General features: G+C 40.3%; 15 protein-coding genes. 5 read left to right on the top strand and 10 right to left on the bottom strand.

Going from position 1 to position 15,664, the window contains the following annotated elements:
- Positions 1–151 precede the first annotated feature (151 nt).
- The 7 genes from ACFE93_RS30410 to ACFE93_RS30380 all read right to left on the bottom strand — a co-directional run bounded on the left by ACFE93_RS30410 (position 152) and on the right by ACFE93_RS30380 (position 6,966).
- The gene (locus ACFE93_RS30410; protein ID WP_375479166.1) at positions 152–1,036 is read right to left on the bottom strand and encodes a hypothetical protein; all 885 of its coding nucleotides are present in this window, start codon (positions 1,034–1,036) and stop codon (positions 152–154) included.
- Between the two features lie 579 nt (positions 1,037–1,615).
- Entirely contained in the window at positions 1,616–3,235 is a 1,620-nt protein-coding gene (locus ACFE93_RS30405; protein WP_375479164.1) for an NAD(P)/FAD-dependent oxidoreductase, read from the bottom strand.
- A gap of 213 nt (positions 3,236–3,448) precedes the next feature.
- Positions 3,449–4,933, bottom strand: a complete 1,485-nt coding sequence (locus ACFE93_RS30400; RefSeq protein WP_375479162.1) for a multiprotein-bridging factor 1 family protein — start codon at positions 4,931–4,933, stop codon at positions 3,449–3,451.
- Between the two features lie 294 nt (positions 4,934–5,227).
- Positions 5,228–5,389 (bottom strand): hypothetical protein, encoded by a 162-nt coding sequence (locus ACFE93_RS30395; RefSeq protein ID WP_375479160.1) that lies wholly within the window; start codon positions 5,387–5,389, stop codon positions 5,228–5,230.
- Positions 5,386–5,616 (bottom strand): hypothetical protein, encoded by a 231-nt coding sequence (locus ACFE93_RS30390; protein WP_375479159.1) that lies wholly within the window; start codon positions 5,614–5,616, stop codon positions 5,386–5,388. Before ACFE93_RS30390 ends, ACFE93_RS30395 begins: the two co-directional genes overlap by 4 nt.
- A gap of 282 nt (positions 5,617–5,898) precedes the next feature.
- Positions 5,899–6,381 (bottom strand): hypothetical protein, encoded by a 483-nt coding sequence (locus tag ACFE93_RS30385; RefSeq protein ID WP_375479157.1) that lies wholly within the window; start codon positions 6,379–6,381, stop codon positions 5,899–5,901.
- 129 nt (positions 6,382–6,510) lie between these two features.
- Positions 6,511–6,966, bottom strand: a complete 456-nt coding sequence (locus tag ACFE93_RS30380; RefSeq protein ID WP_375479155.1) for a CAAD domain-containing protein — start codon at positions 6,964–6,966, stop codon at positions 6,511–6,513.
- 682 nt (positions 6,967–7,648) lie between these two features.
- On the opposite strand from ACFE93_RS30380, the gene ACFE93_RS30375 reads away from it, so the two are divergent.
- From ACFE93_RS30375 to ACFE93_RS30365, 3 genes are all read left to right on the top strand, one after another.
- On the top strand, positions 7,649–8,512 hold the full coding sequence (locus tag ACFE93_RS30375; RefSeq protein WP_375479153.1) for a DUF2382 domain-containing protein: 864 nt from the start codon (positions 7,649–7,651) through the stop codon (positions 8,510–8,512).
- Positions 8,513–8,639: 127 nt separating this feature from the next.
- Positions 8,640–9,077 (top strand): hypothetical protein, encoded by a 438-nt coding sequence (locus tag ACFE93_RS30370; RefSeq protein WP_375479151.1) that lies wholly within the window; start codon positions 8,640–8,642, stop codon positions 9,075–9,077.
- 67 nt (positions 9,078–9,144) lie between these two features.
- Complete coding sequence (locus ACFE93_RS30365; RefSeq protein ID WP_375479149.1) at positions 9,145–9,666, top strand: hypothetical protein; 522 nt, start codon at positions 9,145–9,147, stop codon at positions 9,664–9,666.
- A 268-nt stretch (positions 9,667–9,934) separates the two neighbouring features.
- Here the strand turns inward: ACFE93_RS30365 and ACFE93_RS30360 are convergent, their stop codons facing one another.
- Complete coding sequence (locus ACFE93_RS30360) at positions 9,935–10,900, bottom strand: LD-carboxypeptidase (protein WP_375479168.1); 966 nt, start codon at positions 10,898–10,900, stop codon at positions 9,935–9,937.
- Positions 10,901–11,074: 174 nt separating this feature from the next.
- Between ACFE93_RS30360 and ACFE93_RS30355 the strand changes: the two genes are divergently transcribed.
- Positions 11,075–11,320, top strand: coding sequence for a hypothetical protein (locus ACFE93_RS30355; RefSeq protein WP_375479147.1), 246 nt, complete (start codon positions 11,075–11,077; stop codon positions 11,318–11,320).
- A gap of 179 nt (positions 11,321–11,499) precedes the next feature.
- Here the strand turns inward: ACFE93_RS30355 and ACFE93_RS30350 are convergent, their stop codons facing one another.
- On the bottom strand, positions 11,500–13,932 hold the full coding sequence (locus ACFE93_RS30350; protein WP_375479145.1) for a dynamin family protein: 2,433 nt from the start codon (positions 13,930–13,932) through the stop codon (positions 11,500–11,502).
- Between the two features lie 139 nt (positions 13,933–14,071).
- Between ACFE93_RS30350 and ACFE93_RS30345 the strand changes: the two genes are divergently transcribed.
- On the top strand, positions 14,072–14,251 hold the full coding sequence (locus ACFE93_RS30345) for a hypothetical protein (RefSeq protein WP_375479142.1): 180 nt from the start codon (positions 14,072–14,074) through the stop codon (positions 14,249–14,251).
- A gap of 94 nt (positions 14,252–14,345) precedes the next feature.
- On the opposite strand, the gene ACFE93_RS30340 is transcribed toward ACFE93_RS30345, so the two are convergent.
- Positions 14,346–15,329 (bottom strand): polysaccharide deacetylase family protein, encoded by a 984-nt coding sequence (locus ACFE93_RS30340; RefSeq protein ID WP_375479140.1) that lies wholly within the window; start codon positions 15,327–15,329, stop codon positions 14,346–14,348.
- Positions 15,330–15,664 lie beyond the last annotated feature (335 nt).

Below are 15,664 nucleotides of genomic sequence, written 5' to 3'. Positions count from 1 at the left end.
CTCATGGGGGGAACCCCCAAGACCGGACTGCCTCACCATTTCAAATGGCGCAAAAGCCCGGAATACAATTTTTTTGACTTTTGACTTTTGACTTCTGCTTTGCGGTACTAGCTACTTGAGTAAATCAATAAAGCTGGCTTTGTCATTTGACCTAATTTGTCGGGCTGAAACAGGTTTCGTCCTTGCTGATCAGACAAAGCTGTTTCTGACCTAAATCGGTTTTGAATTTCACCTGATAAGTTTCGTTTTCGGCGGGCAAAGTTTTCGTGTAGTTATTCGCTCTGTCGCAGGAAAAGTCACGAGTGAAAGATGCTGGAAACCAATTAATTGTCATCGTACTGCCGCTCAGACTGACTTTTCCTTTTCGAGATTGGAAAATTTGCTGGTTGCAGCTGCCGCTCATTACGTTCATTATTCCCGTAAATTCAACCGTTCCGTTCGGCATAAATTGATAAGTGAAACGCGAACCGTTCGATCCTATATATGCGCCACTCGTGCTTATAGCACTGTTTCCGGTATGCGTCCAAACCCATTTTCCAACTAGCGACGAAATATCTCCAACGCTACCAGATGAATCATCAGCATTATTTGAAGCAGTTTCGCCCGCGTGCGCGCTATCGTAAACAGACAGCAAAAGTTTAGCTTCCGCATCATTCGGTAAATTTCGCAATTGCCCTACATATTCTCCATTGAATGCTTGCCGAATCCGGCTTTGTTCCTCTTCATTCTTAGCAAGAGCTTGTGTATAATTGGAAATTAAATTGTCAATGCTTTTTCTGGTTCCATCTGGGTCTTTACGAAACTCATTTAATTTTATTGACTGATATTCATTGCGCTGTTCGCTAGTGAATTTTGCTGAAAACGCCCATTCGTAAAAAGCGATAACTTTGTCAATATCCGATTTGTTAACAGATTCGTTTTGAGCCGTTACTAAAACTTTAGTTTTAGCAGCCTGGGCAGAAATATTTATAGTTGCTCCGTCCATCAAAACGATAGATAAAAATAAAATGGAAAAATATTTGAATTTGTTCATCATTCTTGTAATTCTGTTGCAATGAAATTAATTTCCCCAGCAACCGGGGAGTTTATATGCACGATCGCACCTGTTTAAGTGTGTGACGCACTAGTTAGGTTACGATTAAATTAATTGTAACCGTTCAGGGGGTACAAATAAGAATAAAAACACGCAAGGCTAAATAATTAGTATTACGTTCGCAAGCTGTCAAACAATTTTTAATAGTTAAATCAAGCTATTATAAATGTACTTAATGTAGTTAATAAAAAAGACATTAAGGTTTGTCTAAATATAGAAGTCATTTCTGTGCAAAATCAGGACTATCTACACTCAGGAAGCCAATTAGTTGTAGAAGCAGGTATACATCTGTTTGCTGTATAAAGTTCGATTGAAATAAAGTTGTTAATTGTTGTGATAGTACTTGCAATACAACTTCCTCTAGAGACTTATTCAAACGTTTTGCTTAAGCATTCAGTGTTTGCTCTAAGTAATCTAGAAGAGTAATTAAGAAGGTTGGAGCCATAGATTATTCTTGGGGCTAGCTCATAACTATTTTATTTTAGGCGATCGCTCTCAACCTCAAATCGGATACAAAGTATTTCAGATTTGATAATTGTAATTTCTCAAAATACTTAAAGCCACCGCCTCCGCTACCTTAATCCCATCAATACCAGCCGAGAGAATTCCCCCCGCGTATCCCGCACCTTCACCAGCTGGATAAAGACCGACTGTATTTAAACTTTGATAATCCTCTTGGCGTTTAATCCGAATCGGTGATGATGTGCGGGTTTCCACCCCTGTCAACACGGCATCGTCCATTGCAAATCCTTTAATTTGTTTGTCAAAAGCGGGAAGTGCTTCACGGATGGCAGCGATCGCATAATCTGGTAAACTCTGGCTCAAATCACCCAAATGTACCCCAGGTGTATAAGACGGCTTAACAGTGCCCAATGCTGTAGAAGGGCGATGGTTGAGAAAGTCTCCCACCAACTGCCCTGGAGCTTCATAAGTTCCACCGCCTAACTTAAAAGCCCGTTCTTCTAAGCGCCGTTGGAAATCAATTCCCGCTAAGGCATTTCCCGGATAATCTGCGGGTGTGATGCCGACAACGATCGCACTATTGGCATTACGCTCATTACGAGAGTATTGGCTCATCCCATTGGTCACAAGTCGCCCCGGCTCTGATGCGGCTGCAACCACCAAGCCCCCTGGACACATACAAAAACTATAGACAGAACGACCATTTTGACAGTGGTGAACCAGTTTGTAATCGGCAGCACCTAAAATCTTATGACCAGCCTGAGCGCCGAAACGACATTGGTCAATGAGATACTGGGGATGTTCGATGCGAAAGCCGATGGAAAAAGGTTTAGGCTCAATGTAAACCCCGCGATCAAATAGCATTTGGAAGGTATCACGGGCGCTGTGTCCCACCGCCAGAACTACATGATCGCTGGCGATATATTCCCCATTAGCGAGGGTGACTCCCCGCACCTGTCCATTTTCGATGTTGATATCTTCCACCCGACTTTGAAAGCGAATTTCACCACCAAGAGATTCGATTTTGGCACGCATACTTTGAACGATTCCCACCAGTTTGAAGGTGCCGATGTGCGGTTTGTTGATATAAAGAATTTCTGGTGAGGCTCCCGCATTCACGAGTTCGGTCAACACCTTGCGCCCATAATGTTGAGGATCTTTGACCTGACTGTAGAGTTTACCATCAGAGAATGTACCCGCACCACCTTCGCCAAACTGGACATTGGATTCTGGGTTGAAGTCTGATTTTTTCTTCCAAAAGTTAAAGGTATCAACGGTGCGATCGCGGACTTGTTTACCACGTTCTAAAATGATTGGGCAAAAGCCCATTTGCGCGAGCATCAAACCCGCAAACAATCCACAAGGCCCAGTACCAATCACGATGGGGCGAATCGCCAAATTGCTGCTAGCTCGTGCCACTGGGCGATAACTCATGTCTGGCGTGGCAATCACATGAGGATCTTTTTTCAGGCGCTTGAGTAGATGAGTTTCCTGAGTCGTTTCTACATCCAGAATATAAACAAGGGTGATCTCTCCTTTCTTACGGGCATCGTAGCTACGCTTGAAGATGGAATAGCCGATCAAATCTTCGTCCGTGATTTGCAGCTTTTTGATGATGGCAGTCTTGATCTCATCTTCAGGATGATCAAGCGGGAGCTTTACTTCTGTTAGTCGTAACATAGCGAGGAGAAATTCATACTGTCTATCAAAATATTAACAAGAGAGGCAGGAGGCAGCACGAATACTGCCTTCTGCCGAAACCTTACATAAACACTGACTTTTCACGTCATGGAAAAACCCACGAAAAACCTAACCCCCCTCCCGACGCAGTTGCAATGAGTAATAATACGTAGCAAAAATTACCTCAGAGAAACAAGAAAAGTTTAGTTCAAATCAATACCTGTTAAGGTGTAGTTCCAGTGTATTAAGTAACTTGGGCAAGTCCTTTTGAGAAACCTGACGTGTACCCGTCTCGACTGCATCAACCCAGGAAACGCTTTTCCCCATCGTTGTAGCGAAAAATGCTCTAGACCAGCCTTTTGCTTTTCTTGCTTCTCTGATCACATTACCTGATACAGGCTGGATATTGTTTGCACTTAGCTGATTCGAGTCCAGAGTCAAGCGTTCCTGTACTTCTGCTGGTAAATGAAAACGCCATCTAGAATTGAGTATTTGATTCCAGTAACCTATAGGTCTTTTAGCGCTTGTACTGCTTGTTAACCAAGCTGGGCCTGTTTCCAGTTCTGCTTGCCATCCGGCTTCTTTGACAACTTTCAAGTCAGTTTCCAAATCATCAGCCATTTGCCGTCTAAGCTGTCTGTCTTGCTCTGCTGTTGATACTTTGTCTGCACCGTAGGCAATCTCCATCAGAGTCTTGCCCATTACACAATCCTGGAATTCCGGTTGGATTTGGAAGGTTAGCCAAACTAGCATTCTAGCCGCGCCAGCATTTTGTTTACCAATACTAAATAGTTTCTGTACGGTTTTCTTGGTAATAATTCCAGTCTGGTAGTCGTATTTAGATTTGTTGAGGAAGTATTTTGTCCATACTCCAGCTTGACCGATCACCTTTAAACCCACTAGCTTGTTATTGCCAGCTTTATCTGTTTCAAAATCTCGTATTATGCTAACATCCCAAATCTTTAAATCAGCAACAGTAAAAGCTCCTACTTTCCCCTGTTTAGGCGATGCAATACAAGCTAGTACCTGAGCAGGTTGCCGTAACAAGTCGTACAAAATACTCAATTTTTCATGCTTGCATAAGTCCCTGCGTTTAATAAGCCCTGTGTATTCAAGTAGTTGCTTATCATCAATGACAAAATTGCCTGACCAAGGTTTATCTAGGCTAGCTACTAAGGCACAGTAAATCAGGTGAATAGCACAGGCTCTTGGATCAAATTGGTCTATAACAACTAAAGCTGCCTCTTCTGCCAGAGTTTCTGGTTGTGGAGTTTCGGGATTATCTGTTACATAATAAAAGATTTTTCCTTTTCCAGTTTTAGCTTCTTTTTCGTAACTAAAAGTATTATTTACTTGATTCCATGACAGATTCATTTTTTGAGATAAGACTTCAGCAACTCCATACAAAACTAGCGACAAGGCAGCAACATTAGTCTTACTATCAGGAAATAAAGAAGCTTTTTTGAATTGCCGGGGTTTAGCTGGATACGGGTTATTTAACAGTAACTTTTGCTCATTTTTATTAACTCTGTCTTGAAGAGGAATTTGCTTTGATAATTGAGTAGTTGGGTCTTTTAGAGATTTTTCATCAACAACATTAGTTTCCTTTGAATTTGGATTACGGGAAATGGTAATTCCCATTACCTGGTGAAATAGATGCAGAAGTTTACTATATAATGTTTTTGCTAACTGTTTCATTTTTATACAAATCCGCTGCTCACGTAGATAATTTACAATGATAAAATAAAGCCTGAGTTTCTTCTACTTGACCTTGCTAGAATAAACTCTCAGCCGCTTTGAGTCGCTTTAAACAACCACCAACAATGCAAGATATTTGACACCAGGTGATACCAATCTAATAAAAAGTGGTCAAGTAAAAAAACTGATTTTTACTTGACCAAAATTATCAGTGATGAGTTCAAGCTTTCACTGATTGTAATTACGAATTACAAATATATCAATTACGAATTGCAGCTTTGCTGCTTGACGTTACTAGCGGTACTGTTGGTCAGCGGGATCTCCATACGGGTCTTCGCTAGCTGGGCGGATATTACCATACTGCCCGGAATTTCCTTGGTTGTTGCTTTGCATCAACTTTTTGACAGCTAGGGCCGCGATCGCAGCGATCGCTCCCTTAGCTAATGGATTACTCATAATGTTACCATGTTGACCACCTGTAAAGCTCCCCGCAGCACCACTGATAATTTGACTGAGTATATCTGGTTGTTGCTGGTGAACCCGACCTGTCGTTTGAGCAAGATAATTTGGGTCTTGAAAGCGATGTCTATACCATCTTGGTTTAGATCGGGAAAATTCAAGTTTGAAGAGGGCGTCTGCTGTTGAAGAGAGTGACCAAACTGCATCCGCTCTTGTGGTGACATCCGACTTAAGGCTTGTTGTGCAGATTCCTGATATATGGAAAAAAGTTTTTATTAAAAAATAGAATGACGGTTAAACGCCATCTATTTATCTCGACTTTATCCATTTTTTGGCAACGCTCAAGCTGACGCTGAAAGCTTTGTGGGGCAGTAGTTTTACTTTTTCGTTTTCACCGATAATCAGTGACAGGGAAAAAGTTTTTGCCAAAAAGCTAGGCTTTTGCCGATACCAGAGAACCAAGTTCTTAATTTTGGATAAAGTCGAGTTTATAATATGTACAAAAATTAATTTGTTGGAACAGTACCTTCACCCAAACCCCTTAAGTCTCGCCCTGTGGGACTGTTATTATATCCTTGAAAGTCCCGGTATTGTTGTGCCTCCTCCTGGGGAACACGAATGCCCTCTTGTGGCGCTGTTACCCAGACAGGGCGGTGTTGAGCATCTCGATAGTAAACACGCCCATTCTTAGAAAGGTAGTATTTCCCCTGCGCTCCTGTTCCTTGGGCATTCTTTCGCTGATTGTAGAGGTAGAAAAGTCCAGCGGCTCCTGCCAAGATTGCCACTTTCTGCCCTGTACTCAATCCCCTCCTAGCTTGAGGTTGATTTACGGGGGCGCGATTATTTAAATTTCTACCAATACTATCGTCAATTGGAGGTGGCGCAGCATTTCGGGAACCTCCGCCGCAGCTATTAAGCAGTGGGAGTGTTAGCAATGTTGAAAGAAATACTGTTGTTGTCAGCGAAGCTAATTTGTTTGTCTTGATCATACATTTTCTTTTCCTGCTAATTTAGCTGACGTGGTATAAGAGTCTACAGTTCTATACAATGGTCAAGTAAAAAGCCGAGTTTTACTTGAGAGAAAGTTCAAATATACTGGATTCGCCACTATACTTTAGTTAGCTTAAAGTCTGTGATTCTTCTCTGTCTAGAATTTGTTTTTTAAACAAGCTAATTTCTACTGCTAATTCTTGCCGAGTGGAATCTTTGAGCAAATAGCGGAAAGCAAACCAAATTGTGTAACCAAGTCCAATTAATTGGAAAAATGGAGAAGCTAGTGGAATATCATTTATTGCGTTGAGTACCGCTAGAAAAATTCTTAGTGCTGTAACCGTTATCACAAGCAAAGCAAAGCTGATAATCGGTAGTTTGTATTCTTGGTAGAATCTACCTATGTACTCAGGTATTTTTGCCAAAAATATAGAAATCTGTCTACCAATTTTTTGCCATTGTTCTTCATTTTCCGAGGCGGGTGGTAACATTGCCAGGTTTCCAGACTCTGAACCTTTAAGTGCTTCTATCTGCTTTTCGGAGGCAGCATCAACATACTGGTGTTGCTGTAATTCTGTATCCATAATTATCTCCTGATTTTCTGCAATGAGAGCAGTTTTAAAGTTTACACTTAGCCACAATTTATCAACTTATGCAGCACTCGTTCCGCATCCCGATGATAGAGTAAATACGCCTATAAAACGCTGATGTCCACTTAAGTCCATTATTTATCCTTATTGGTCTTTACCAGCACAGGTAAATATTTGTTTGCGAATTTATTAGGACTTTAATAATATTTAGGCATTTTTAGATTTACTTATCATCAATCTTTTGGAATAAATTCTGTCTTCAACAAGAGTGATAGAGCAAGCATTACAACTTCAGGCAATAAATCTTTAGTAATGTGAGGCTATTTGATTTAAGTGTAAGGTATTAATAGACATATTAAACTAGCTAGGTTTGATAGTATGTATCGATTTAGCTAAATTTAGACTTGAAATCTACTGCTAGTAAGTAGTCACATCAATGCTAGAAACTAGTCACAAAAATTATAAAAATCTATTTATAATCAATCTTATTAAGAGTAATATATCAATACAAAAAGCCTTACGCTGTCTCATACTTTTGGGTTATAAAACTATATTTAGTTACCTCGGTTGATGAAATATCAAGATGATTGAAGTCAATCCTCGGACAGAAGATTTACATAAACTAAATTGTGTAATTTATAAACAAAGACACAGCAAGATTTTAAGGAATAAAATAATGCCACTCCAGAAAATAAGTGAATTTGATGCAGATTACCATAATACTATTGAAGGTAATGACATCAAAGGAATGGGTGTGTATGTTCAGGGAACTGATGAGAAGATTGGCACAGTAAATGATGCTGTAGTAGACGAGCAAGGAGAATTCCGCTATTTAATTGTTGACATCGGCTTTTGGATTTTTGGCAAGAAAGTCTTACTACCAGTTGGAAAATCGCGTATTGACTCTACAGCAAACCGTGTATATGTCGTTGGTATAACAAGAGAGCAAGCGGAAAATTTACCTGAATATCAAGAGCATACAACACTTGACTACGACTATGAAGAACAGGTGCGTGGAGGATATCGTACACCGTCTGTAGAAAGTTCAGCTGCGCTAGCATCGACAGTTGGTCGCACTACTCCAAGTCCTGACAACTACACTTACGCAGAGGACGCGGATCTGTATGATGTCAGCACTCATGAAGACCAAACTTTCAAACTATACCAAGAAAGGCTAGTTGCTAATAAACAGCGCCGAAAAAGCAAAGAAGTAGCGATTAGTAAGCGTGTTGAAACCGAAACTGCAAGAGTTGCTGTTCCGGTAGAAAAAGAGCGAGTCGTGATTGAGCGAGTGACTTCTCAAGACACAGGCAAAGTTGTGTCTGCTGAAGCGACTGACTTTGGCGAGGGCGAGGTAGCACATATAGACCTCTATGAAGAAGTTGCAGACATCCATAAGGAAGCTTTTTTGCGCGAAGAAGTCAGAGTGCAGAAAGTTGTAGACAAAGAAACCGTTGAAGCTCAAGAAACCATTCGACGCGAAGAATTAGATGTTGATACTGATGGAACTCGAATAGAGAATAAAACTGACCGGGGTTAACCTACTTAAACTACAAAGGTCATTGGATTTGAGTTAGGAGGAGTGGGTTTTCTACCTACTTATACTCAAAATACTCTCAATAGATTGATATTGCAGAAGAGTTATTAGTTTAGATGAGGTGGTTAAATTGAAAATAATTCAACAGTTTCGTCGGGTTTTAACAGCTTTAGTCTTGGTATTAGTATTAACAACGACTGCCGCCTGTAGTGGTACTGTTCAAGCTAAACAACCAACTCAATTACCGTCTGAAATCAGTCATAGTGCTGACTATGACTTGTTGTCACGCGGTAACAGTGTACAGGGTCAAGATTTTGGGAACTGGGTTGTCGCTACAGCCAAGGGAATTGTCCAGGATGCTTATGTACGTGACAACAATAAGTTAGGTGTCGTGATTGCGCCTCAAGTTCGTCCGACCGAAGTGCGACCATTAGCAAAATCCTTACTCCAAGGTTTTCACCAAAATTTCCCGAATCAAGACTTAAAAGTTTTGATGTATGCACCAGACAAAAAACTGATTTTGACGGCTCAGTATGATATGCAATCTCGGCAAATCGAGTATAAATAACGACTCCAAATGTTGGAAAAACCGGAATTAATTCAGTTGATTGTAAGTAGAAAAGGAGACATTTAAAATGAGCAGCAGTGACAAGTATAAACGCGAAATTCTCAACGAGTTGGCTCACGGTAATACAGAGTCTTTAGATGATGTTTCATCTGACCCAACTCAGGAATACCAAAATTTTGACGATTTTGCCCAGCGCTCATCTCACGATCAACGTCGGCAATTATTTAGTCAATCTTTCAACCATAACAGCATTCCACCAAGCCAGCTGGAGCCAGAACTCCAAAAAGCGATCGCTCAGATTAAGCCTAACGAACGGGATGATGTTGCACGGGCATTTTTCAAGCACTTAAAGCAAAGAGGTCTAGACGAGCGCCATCTGGAGCGAGATTTGGGACTTTCTACCCACAACGCTAACCGCATAAGTGCAGATGACCTGAGCAAGCTGGCATCTTTCACATATCATAGCCATCCCGACATCTTCCAAGAAGTAATGGCTGAACAACCAGCGATTCTTAAGTTTCTCAGTAATCCAGTCGTCGGAGCAGCTTTAGGAGCGATCGCCTCTAAATGGTTTGGTCGTCATAAGTAAGCATTTCCAAACTTGATACACATAGTCCTTTGTCTGGACGCTGCAAATATAAAGGAGACGATGATTATGACTCAGATGGTGATAAGTTAGACATTCCTTAAGGGGGTTAGGGGATTTGCAAAAAATAAAGCATTCCCCTATAGATAATTAGGACTTAGGCAAAAAGGCAGTGAAAGTCTTGATTTACCGTAGGGGCAATTTATGAGTTGCCCCTACATATTAGATAAAATGTGAGTCACTATTTTTATATTCTAATCTCTTGCATTTTTCACACAAGGCTAACAGCCGCCTCTAACATTCGTATTGTCCCAAGTTCAGCATTTATTTCCACTTCTACACCGATTGGCAAGGTAAATTTATCCTTAATATGACCAATCATTGAACCATACCAAGCAGGAATATTTAAAGGAAGTATGTGTTGTTGCAATACTTGCATTAATGTAAATGACGGTTCATCTCCAAGACTACATTTAGTGCATTGCCCAAAGATAAAGCCAGCAATTTGGTTCAATATCCCAGCAGTTTTTAACTGCGTCAGCATCCTATCTATACGATAAACATCCTCGCCAACTTCTTCCACAAACAAAATGGTTTTGTTCCAAGAAGGTAGGTAAGATGAACCTACCATTGCTGATAGCACTGACAAGTTTCCACCCACAAGTTTACCCCTCGCCTTTCCCGGTGCGATTATCTCCATCCGCACTTCGCTAGGGTTGAGATTTTGCATAGTCACAGTTTCAGCATTAAATAGGATGCGCTTGAAGTAATCGACTGTAAACTGATTCCAGGTAGACGTAGCAACTGGCCCATGAAAAGTAATCATTTGACTACGGGCATTAATTGCCAACAACAGCGTCGTAATATCGCTGTAACCGATGATAATTTTCGGATGGGAACTAATCAGCGAGTAGTTAAGTAAGGGTAAAATGCGATTGCAGCCCCAACCACCACGCATGGGAATAATTGCTTTGATGGTGCGATCGCTAAACATCAAGTTTACATCCTGGGCGCGATCGGCGTCTTTACCCGCTAAATAGCCATAACGGTCTAAAATATGCTTTCCCAGCTTGACTTTTAACCCCAACTTTGAAATTGATTGCTGCGCTGCTTCGATGTCTTTAGCGTCAACGATACCCGCTGGAGAAATCAATCCTACGGTATCGCCCACTTGCAGATGGAGCGACTTGCGGCTGGTGTTTAGAAATGGCTTCCCTTGAGCAGTAAGTGCAGGTATTTAGGTAGCTAAGGTAGCAAGTCCAGAGGTTGCGAGAAATTGCCGACGCTTAATAGTCATAACCATTGAGTTAGGCACTAGGGACTAGGGACTGTTTTCCTAATATCTAATACCCAGTTTTGTAAATAGTAGTTATAGCACAATACAGTTCAGTTATACCAATTTGAAAAAAGAATGCGACAGACAAATAGACCATTTGTAGAGACGCGATTCATCGCGTCTTTACCGAAGGATGTGTTGCAATCATTAATTGAATTGGTATTAGCACCAAAAACATTAAACGGCGTAGGTTGGCTTGAGGAACGTAGACCCGTTGGCGTTCGCGTTAGCGTCTCTGAAAGAGAAGCCTCTCGTAGAGAAGGGGCTTCCCGCAGGGTAAACCAACATTTTCGGGGCTTTGTTAGATTGCGCTTTGCTTAACCCAACCTACAATTTTTTCTAACCTAAGCGTATTAAGTGATATAGCAATCCTAAATGAGATTGCGAAAATTTTTGTTATGGTCGCCCTTGGTCATTTGTCAAGAGTCATTTGTGATTACAAAGGACAAATGACTAATGACAGGCAAATCCAAAAATATTTCACAAATGATTTAGGACTGCTATACTGCATCTGAAACTAAAAACTCATTTTTAGCAACCTTCCTATCAGTATCAAACAAATCACCAATTACAGGCAAAAGATTGTCATATAATTGCATCGCCTGTAAACAAGTATTAATACTAGAAGCTGCTGAATTATATATTGAAATATTTTTTTCAATAACATTCAACAATCGGCAATTATTTGCAATTTTTTCTTCAGCTTCTTGTTCTAATGTTTTCTCTAAATAAGCACGCGCCTGTGGGTATTGCTGCAAAATCTCATCTGCTTGCTGATTTGCCATTGGTATCAATTGAGTTTTCAATGTTTGATTAATGGTTTGACGAAAAGATTTCCGAATAGTTTGGGAAACTTTGGGTTCAAAATCTAACTTCAATAATTGCCTAATTGCTGGTTCTGCTTCCACAATACTTTCAGCATCGTAACCTTGAGAAGTTTGTGATAAAGTTTGGCGAAATTGATATATGGAAAAAGTGCCTTCATCATAAAATCTTGGACTTTCTCGCACAAAGCGATCGCACTCTACACTAGCTGCACTCACTAACGCTTGAGTAACTACTTTTTCTAAAGTTCTGATCTCTTGTTCAATGCCACCATCACAATCTAATAAACGATACAATTGACGATAATATTCTGAATTGCGAATCTTTTCAATCAACCGTTGGAAATAATTCGCAACTATTTGCTGAGAAGATTCAACCAAAATATCTTCTAATTGATTTGCTAAGTAATAAAATGCCTCTACTAAAATAGCAATTAAAGGTGCGGTAGCGTTGCGAGGGTGGCTGATGGTTGCACGTCGATAAGCATAAGCTACAGAAAAAGTATCTAACAATTCATCTAAACGGCGAATCATTCGTGATTGCAATTGCTTAAAATCTGCTTCAAAAGCATCACAAGAATTATTAATTATTTGGTTAACTTCTTCTGTGATATGCTCATTAAAGTCTCTACCAATTTGCTGGAGTTGCTGATTTAGGCGTTGCAACTCTTGCGCCTTCATCGTCTCAATTTCTTGGGGCTGACTATCTAAATCGCGTTGGACGCTCTGATAATGTTTTTTGAGCTTAATACAAATATCTTCCAAATCCTCAGCAAGATTTTTAAATAATTGTGGACGCTTTTCTTCCGTAAGATAACGAGTAATAGCTGTGCGAAATTCTTCAGTACCACTATCTTGAATTAGCTTTTCTATCAGTTTATTTCCCCAATCTCCCAAAATCCGCACATAATTTTGATTTGGAGTTTCAAAGCCATTCACAGAGACACGAAGTTTAGTGGAAGAAAGTTTTCCTGAATTTACACAGTAGTTGTTAAACGCATAGACAAATTGTGGTGTTTCTTCTTTACCATCTAAACCTTTAATACTTTCTGCAAAAACAGAATCTAAACCAAATCTATCTTGTTGGCTTGTCTGTTTAATTTGACTGCCGTAAAATCCTAATAATCCACTGGTTTTATAAACTTTGTTTGAATTACCAAATTGCCCGTTAATTAAATTATCTAATCTTTTCCGCAGTTCTGTATTATACCAAGTTTCATCGATCCGGTTGAAGACATAAAAAACGCGATCGCGTACTCCCCCATTCTCCCGCATTAATTCCAAAAGTTCTGTTTCTTCTTTTGTCATCTCACCCGCCGAAGCAGGTTTTAGCACACACACCACCGCCGAAGTATCAGGATGTTGAATTTTGGCATAAGTTAATTGGGCATCTTTCTCTACTGGTGCATCTATACCCGGCGTGTCAATAATTACATTTCCATCTTGTAGCAAAGGATGATTACAGTAATATTCTATTCGCTTTAATACGGCACTATTACTACCACGACGGGCATATCCAGCCGCTTCCTTAAGGTTAGAAAAGTTAAATTGCTCCATTAAATATGTAGCATTAGTCACCGTGTTGATGCGATCGCAGTTTGCTATATATCCCTCTAGCAACAACATTAACGCTTTCGCATGTTTTGCACGTTCTGATTTACTCTCACCACCTTCGTGCTGAATAATCGCTTCAGAACCTTGACGTAGCAAGTTAATTACCTCAGCTTGGTTGATATTAGCTACTGTTTTAAATCCTAGTTGCTGACACAAAGAAACTGCTTGTTCCCGAATCTCTGCTTCACTTAAAAACGTCAAAACAACACGTTCTTTATCTACTTCTGCATACTCGATTTTGCATTCTGTACCTGTAGCGTGTCCTTCTGCACTGTAGAGTAATTCCCTTTCTAATAGTGCATTAATTAGCATTGATTTCCCGGCACTAAACGCACCTGCGAATACAATTTCAAACTTGGGAGAAATCGCCTTAATTAAAGAAGTTCGTACAGGTGTAATATCTTGGGAACGCAGCGTTGGTTCTTGTTGTAAAAGTTGTAATATAGATTCGACCTGCTCTTTCAAATTTTTGCATTGAAGCGGCATATCTGACATATTCAGCATCCTGACAATATTTATGTCTATCTTAGTAATATTTAGTATGTTGAAGGTTCAGTAAAATTCCTGACATATTTCACTGTGCTTTAGCTGCTGGATATTACTAGGACTGACGCACTGTACAAATTACTTTCAAATGACCTTATTGCTTACTTTACTTCTCCCAAAAATCGAGATTTGGGCATTGTTAAATCTCAACCCAAATCCCGACGACAGTCTCAGACTGAGAATACTCATCGTTGTGGCGGCACAGCCGCTAGGAGCCGCATTTCTAGCCTCTGGCTGGAAACGAGATTTGAAAAGGCTTTTAGCTTAAGTTAACACCAATGAGCAATGCTGTACCCCTACAACAACTGAATTCTGACTTCTGAGTTCTGAATTATTGTTAATAAATCGCATAGATGATATTTTTACCTTTTTTGAGGCACTAATACAGGTAATTTAGGGGCATCGGCTGCAAATTTAGCGTGTTGTCCAACAGTCAAAACATTAAACTGACTGGATATAATTTCTAAACTTTTGTTCACTATTGCCAGCTTTTTGTAGGTAGGGACACTCATACCAGGGAAAAATGAGAGTTCTGGTACATCTTCTTGACTTACAAAGTCTGTAGGATGGAGTAGGAGAGAAGGCTGAACGCGTGTAACTTTACACAGCCAGAGAGCAATTCGCAGGTAAAGTAAAGCTACTTCCGAAGAAAATGTACTCAGAAACATTATGTAACTGAAGTGAATTGGCACTTTAAAAATTGGCATGGTGGTAACGGGAATCTCAATCAGTTTATTCTTATCTAGTTGCCACTGGTAAGGTTTTAGAGGCTGCAAACCCTCTTTAAAACCGCCAAACAGCGCTTCCCGTTTTTTACGTTCTTCCTTGCTCAATTTACAAGTTATTAAATAGTATGCTCGTGCTATGGGCCCCAAAAATGTGGGAAAAGTCGAAGCATCATATTCGTATCCCCGGCGTGCTAAGACTTTCAATACTGCTGGAGAAAAACTGTATCCTGGCCCCCGAAAGCCGATAGGATGTTGATGAGTGACGCGTTTGATATGTTCTTCGGCGAGCGCCACCTCTTCTTCAATCTCATTCTCTGAATACAGATGTAGCCAAGGATCGTGATAAAATGAGTGGTTGCCAATTTCGTGACCAGCACTAGCGATCGCTTGTATTGCTTTAGTATTCTTTTCTAGCGCTGCATCCTGACCGACAATGAATACTGTGATTGTCAAATCCCATTGCTGGAGAATATCTAAGAAACGAGGTACTGCGATATCCAGGTAAGAAGGATAAGTCTCCCAACCCGGAGCGCCCTGATTTTTTAAATAAGACCAAATATTATCCAAGTCTAAAGAAAGACTGGCTATTGGTTTGTTTCCTTTTTGCTTTGTTTTCATTATGAGTTAAATTATTTGGACAATTTTAAGCGTCAATTATAGTCTAAGGTTTGGACTTTATTGGTCAAGTTTCATAGTTCGACCAGGGCTGAGTTTAAGGGAAAACTCAAGCTAGAATATTTGCGGCTCCTAATTTTCAAAATAAAGAGTTACTTTAAGAGCAGCATTTGGTAGACATCGCCGTCATATCATGTCTGCTTGATTACTTCTTAAACCTGAAGAACCTCACCCCGCCAAAGCTACGCTTTGTCTCCCCTCCCCTTAGCAAAGCTACAGTATATACACAAGTCTGAAATAGTTTACTTACCTGGTTTTTCGTGTCAGTTTTACCCCAC

Origin of the sequence: uncultured Nostoc sp. (assembly GCF_964247315.1) — a bacterium.
Lineage (GTDB): Bacteria > Cyanobacteriota > Cyanobacteriia > Cyanobacteriales > Nostocaceae > Nostoc.
The sequence above is the reverse complement of the archived record's forward strand: the minus strand, read 5'-3'. Positions and strand labels throughout refer to the sequence as shown.